General features: G+C 43.4%; 4 protein-coding genes. All 4 read right to left on the bottom strand.

All coding sequences use genetic code 11. The features are described from left to right. Window positions 1–87: 87 nt before the first annotated feature. Window positions 88–954, bottom strand: a complete 867-nt coding sequence (mscS, locus tag R7Z77_RS23575; RefSeq protein WP_005380995.1) for a small-conductance mechanosensitive channel MscS — start codon at window positions 952–954, stop codon at window positions 88–90. 424 nt (window positions 955–1,378) lie between these two features. After that, on the bottom strand, window positions 1,379–2,455 hold the full coding sequence (gene fbaA / locus R7Z77_RS23570; RefSeq protein WP_005380996.1) for a class II fructose-bisphosphate aldolase: 1,077 nt from the start codon (window positions 2,453–2,455) through the stop codon (window positions 1,379–1,381). A gap of 154 nt (window positions 2,456–2,609) precedes the next feature. Beyond that, a complete protein-coding gene (locus tag R7Z77_RS23565) occupies window positions 2,610–3,770 on the bottom strand; it encodes a phosphoglycerate kinase (protein WP_005384547.1) in 1,161 nt (386 codons plus the stop codon). A gap of 151 nt (window positions 3,771–3,921) precedes the next feature. After that, a complete protein-coding gene (gene epd / locus R7Z77_RS23560; RefSeq protein ID WP_005384545.1) occupies window positions 3,922–4,959 on the bottom strand; it encodes an erythrose-4-phosphate dehydrogenase in 1,038 nt (345 codons plus the stop codon). Window positions 4,960–5,164 lie beyond the last annotated feature (205 nt).

Below are 5,164 nucleotides of genomic sequence, written 5' to 3'. Positions count from 1 at the left end.
TTTAAAATACAAAACGCCCGATGAAGTACATCGAGCGTTTTAGTTAAAAAGTGTCAACCCATATCAGGACGGGTCAACTGCTTTTGATTAAGCGTCGACTTTGTTCAGGTGAACATCCATTTGTGGGAATGGAATCTCGATACCATTTTCATCCAATGCTTCTTTAATACCTTGCATTGCATCAAAGTATACGCCCCAGTAATCTGCAGTTTTCACCCATGGACGAACCACAAAGTTAACTGAAGAGTCTGCTAACGTAAGTACACCAATTGTGATATCTGGGTCTTTCAAGATACGTGGATCTTTCTCTAGCGTCTCACGAATCACTTTCTTGGTTAGTTTAAGGTCTGCTTTGTATGAAACACCAATCACTAGGTCGACACGTCGTGTCGCATGGCGAGAGTAGTTAGTAATGGCACCGCCGATAACTGAAGAGTTAGGCACAACAACCATTTTGTTATCTGGTGTTTTTAGAACGGTTTGGAAGATTTGAATTGCTTCAACACTACCCGCTACACCACCGATTTCTACGTAGTCGCCTGATTTGAATGGACGGAACGCAACAATAAGTACGCCTGCTGCAAAGTTTGATAGCGAACCTTGTAGTGCAAGACCAACAGCAAGACCTGCCGCACCAATCACAGCAACAACAGAAGCGGTTTGAACTCCTAATCGACCAAGAGCCGCGATTAGCACGATTACAAATAGCAAGTAACGAACAAGACCGTGAATAAATTCAACGACGGCCTTATCCATGTTTTTCTTTTCTAGTACTTTAGAAACACTACCAGCGACTGCCTTAACGATAAGATTACCGATAAACAGAATAAGCAGCGCAGAGATAATGTTCACACCGTACTGAACCAGTAGATCTGAATTGTTTGTCAACCAAGTTTCAGCCTGAGTTAGACCATCCGTTAAAGTGGTATCGATACCCACCGATTCACCTGCCATAATTCTTATCCTCAAAAATAAAGAGATATAAATCCAATTGCCGTTAATTTATGAACCTTGTTTTTTAAAGGCTCTTTTCTAAAACAACATCCCTATTGCTCCACTGAACAGTGTCAGATTTTTGGCACAATATCCCAACTCTGACTTTTTTCAAAGTCAGAGTTTCGCAAAGATATGCAAAACAAGACTTTATCAGAGCTTTCTGACACTGACTTGTTACAGGTTACGCAATGCACTCTGATTTCGCCACTCTTAAGACTGATATTCCCATGTTTTCTTTAAAAAAACGTTAAAGGTGAGATATCTCACTAGCAAATACAATCTAACGCATAAAAATATCGGGAGAAAGCAGCAGGGAAGAAAGTGATAGACATAAAAAAACCCGCTCAAAGAGCGGGTTTTTAAGTAACTTAATCAGTAACGATTATAGTACGTCAACTGCGTTAAGGTCAGCAAATGCTTGCTCTAGACGAGTAACCATTGAAGCTTGGCCTGCACGTAGCCATACGCGTGGATCGTAGTACTTCTTGTTTGGTGCATCTTCACCAGTTGGGTTACCGATCTGACCTTGTAGGTAATCGTGGTTTTCAGCTTCGAACTTACGGATACCATCCCAAGTAGCCCACTGTGTATCAGTATCGATGTTCATTTTGATTACACCGTAGCCGATAGATTCACGGATTTCTTCTAGAGAAGAACCTGAACCGCCGTGGAATACGAAGTTTAGAGAGTTCGCTGGAAGACCGAATTTCTCAGAAACGTGCGCTTGAGAATCACGTAGGATAGTTGGAGTTAGTACAACGTTACCTGGCTTGTATACGCCGTGTACGTTACCGAAAGATGCTGCGATAGTGAAACGGTGGCTGATTGCGCTTAGTTTCTCGTATGCGTATGCAACGTCTTCTGGAGAAGTGTATAGCTCAGACGCATCCATATCAGAGTTGTCAACGCCGTCTTCTTCACCACCAGTACAACCTAGTTCGATTTCTAGAGTCATGTTCATTTTAGCCATGCGCTCAAGGTACTTAGCAGAAATTTCGATGTTCTCTTCTAGAGACTCTTCAGAAAGGTCGATCATGTGAGAAGAGAATAGTGGCTTACCAGTTTGCGCGAAGTACTCTTCACCAGCGTCTAGTAGACCGTCGATCCAAGGAAGTAGTTTCTTAGCTGCGTGGTCAGTGTGTAGGATTACTGGAACACCGTAAGCTTCAGCTACAGCGTGAACGTATTTCGCACCAGCAACAGCACCTAGGATTTGAGCTTCTTGACCTTCAAGTTTTAGACCTTTACCAGCAAAGAAAGCAGCGCCACCGTTAGAGAACTGAACGATAACTGGAGCTTTAACTTTTGCAGCTGCTTCAAGTACTGCGTTTACAGAGTCAGTACCCACACAGTTTACTGCTGGAAGTGCAAAGCTGTTTTCTTTTGCAACTTCAAATACTTTCTGAACGTCATCGCCAGAGATAACACCTGGTTTTACGAAGTCGAAGATCTTAGACATGGATGTAATCCTATTTATCTGTCGTTTTTAAACAAAACTTGTTAAGTTGAAAATCTTGCAAACGTTTGCTCACAACTGAGGCTATTCTAGCAGAGTTCCTCACACGTTGCAGCAAACAAGAAAGCGGGAGAATCACTCCCCCGCTTTGCTTTAATTACTTAGCGCGTGCTTCTAGCATTTCTACTGCTGGAAGAACTTTACCTTCTACGAACTCAAGGAAAGCGCCGCCGCCAGTAGAGATGTAAGATACATCCGCTTTGATACCGAACTTGTCGATAGCCGCTAGCGTGTCACCACCACCAGCAACAGAGAAGCCTTCAGAAGCTGCGATAGCTTCAGAGATACCTTTAGTACCTGCTTCGAAGTTCTTGAATTCGAATACGCCTACTGGACCATTCCATAGGATAGTCTTAGCGTTTTTAAGGATTTCAGCTAGTTCAGCAGTTGAATCTGGACCAAGGTCGAAGATCATGTCGTCGTCTTGTACTTCAGAAACGTGCTTGATTTCAGCTTCTGCGTTCTCGTCAAATGCTTTCGCACATGCAACGTCAGTTGCTACTGGAATTGCACACTCGTCCATTAGCTTCTTAGCTGTTTCAACTAGGTCTGCTTCGTATAGAGACTTACCAACGTTGTGGCCAGCAGCTGCGATGAATGTGTTAGCAATACCACCACCAACAACGAGTTGGTCAGCGATTTTAGATAGAGACTCAAGAACAGTTAGCTTAGTAGAAACTTTTGAACCACCTACGATAGCAACCATTGGACGAGCTGGCTTGTCCATTGCTTTGCCTAGCGCTTCTAGTTCGTTTGCTAGTAGAGGGCCAGCACATGCTACGTCTGCGTGCATGCCAACGCCGTGAGTAGATGCTTGAGCACGGTGAGCCGTACCGAATGCGTCCATTACGAATACGTCACATAGTGCTGCATATTTCTTAGATAGCTCTTCGTCGTTTTTCTTTTCGCCTTTGTTGAAGCGAACGTTTTCAAGAACAACAAGTTCACCCGCATTTAGCTCTAGGCCATCTAGGTAGTCTTTTGCTAGCTTCACTTCGCAATCTAGTGCGTCGTTTAGGTAGTTAACAACTGGTTGTAGAGAGAACTCTTCAGCGTATTCACCTTCAGTTGGGCGACCTAGGTGAGACGTAACCATTACTTTAGCGCCTGCTTCTAGGCAGTGCTTAATAGTTGGAAGAGATGCGATGATACGTGCATCCGAAGTTACTTTACCGTCTTTTACTGGCACGTTTAGGTCAGCACGGATAAATACACGTTTACCTGCAAGATCCAGGTCAGTCATCTTGATTACAGACATGATGTGTCCTCTCAAATATTTAATAATTAAAGTTTTTGAAAACTCGGCAACCCTGCCAAGCCTGTTAATTCTTCAAACTGGTTATAGATATGGAGATATTATGGATTTATTTCAAGGCTTGAAATAAAAATTCTCCATCACTTCTTCGTCATTACTGTTCCACTTGCGAAGAAGCTTGCATTGCTAAGGCAGTATCCAGCATCCGGTTAGCAAAGCCCCATTCGTTGTCGCACCAAACGAGCATTTTTACGAGTTGCCCGTTACTCACTCTAGTCTGGCTTCCATCCACAATCGCACTATGGGGGTCGTGGTTAAAGTCGATGGAAACGAGTGGCGATTCAGTATAGTCAACAATGTTACGTAATGTACACTGAGATGCGTTAACAATGGTTTGATTTACGTCATTAACTTTCACATTTGTACTAATTGTGACACTTAAATCCATTGCAGTGACGTTAACCGTTGGAACACGAACAGAAATTGCTTCGAATTTGTTGGAAAATTTCGGGAAGATTCTTTCAATCCCCTTATGCAACTTAGTGTCCACCGGAATAATAGATTGGCTTGCAGCGCGGGTACGGCGTAAGTCGTTATGATACGCATCGATTACTTGTTGATCGTTCATGGACGAATGAATTGTCGTAATGGTGCCAGACTCTATGCCGAAGGCTTCGTCTAATACTTTAATGATGGGAACGATACAGTTGGTGGTGCAAGAGCCATTGGAGACAACACGGTGCTCGTCTTTCAGAGTTTCGTGGTTCACGCCATAGATAATCGTATTATCTAGGTCGTTTGCGCCCGGGTGCGAAAACAGTACTTTCTTCGCGCCAGCTTCTATATGCGCTTGCCCATCCGCTTGCGAACCAAATACGCCAGTGCAATCCAAGACGATATCAACTTCTAAATCACGCCAAGGAAGTAATTCGATTTCGGAGAGGTGGAGAATGCGAATGGAATCATATTCACCGCTGTCATGATGAACATGCAAATGTTCTTGGTCATGGGAAATTTTTTTACCAAAGCGACCATGACTGGTGTCATATTGCAGTAGGTGTGCCATCGCCTCTGGCTGTGCTAGTTCGTTTACCGCCACAACCTTGATCTGCTGGTGTTTTCCGCTTTCATACACCGCTCGCAGAACATTACGACCTATACGTCCAAATCCATTGATCGCAACCTTTAGCATTTATCCTTCGCCCTACCAAAAATTTCGTGTCACAGATACTACCTGATCAGGCTGACAAACGCACCTGTTGAATCAAAGTAAAGCAGGATTAAAAAAGGTCGAGACTATGCTCGACCTTATTACAACGATTGTGCCGTCCTAAATAAGGTTGACACTTTCTACCCCCAAAATTGGAGAGTGTTATGAAATCAACAACTAAAAGAAC

The sequence above is a fragment of the Vibrio sp. 1401 genome (assembly GCF_033340295.1).
The sequence above is the reverse complement of the archived record's forward strand: the minus strand, read 5'-3'. Positions and strand labels throughout refer to the sequence as shown.

Bases quoted from the DNA above. Each gene is read 5' to 3' on its own strand.
- epd (WP_005384545.1), bottom strand. From the start codon at position 4,959: ATGCTAAAGGTTGCGATCAATGGATTTGGACGTATAGGTCGTAATGTT.
- R7Z77_RS23565 (WP_005384547.1), bottom strand. From the start codon at position 3,770: ATGTCTGTAATCAAGATGACTGACCTGGATCTTGCAGGTAAACGTGTA.
- fbaA (WP_005380996.1), bottom strand. From the start codon at position 2,455: ATGTCTAAGATCTTCGACTTCGTAAAACCAGGTGTTATCTCTGGCGAT.
- mscS (WP_005380995.1), bottom strand. From the start codon at position 954: ATGGCAGGTGAATCGGTGGGTATCGATACCACTTTAACGGATGGTCTA.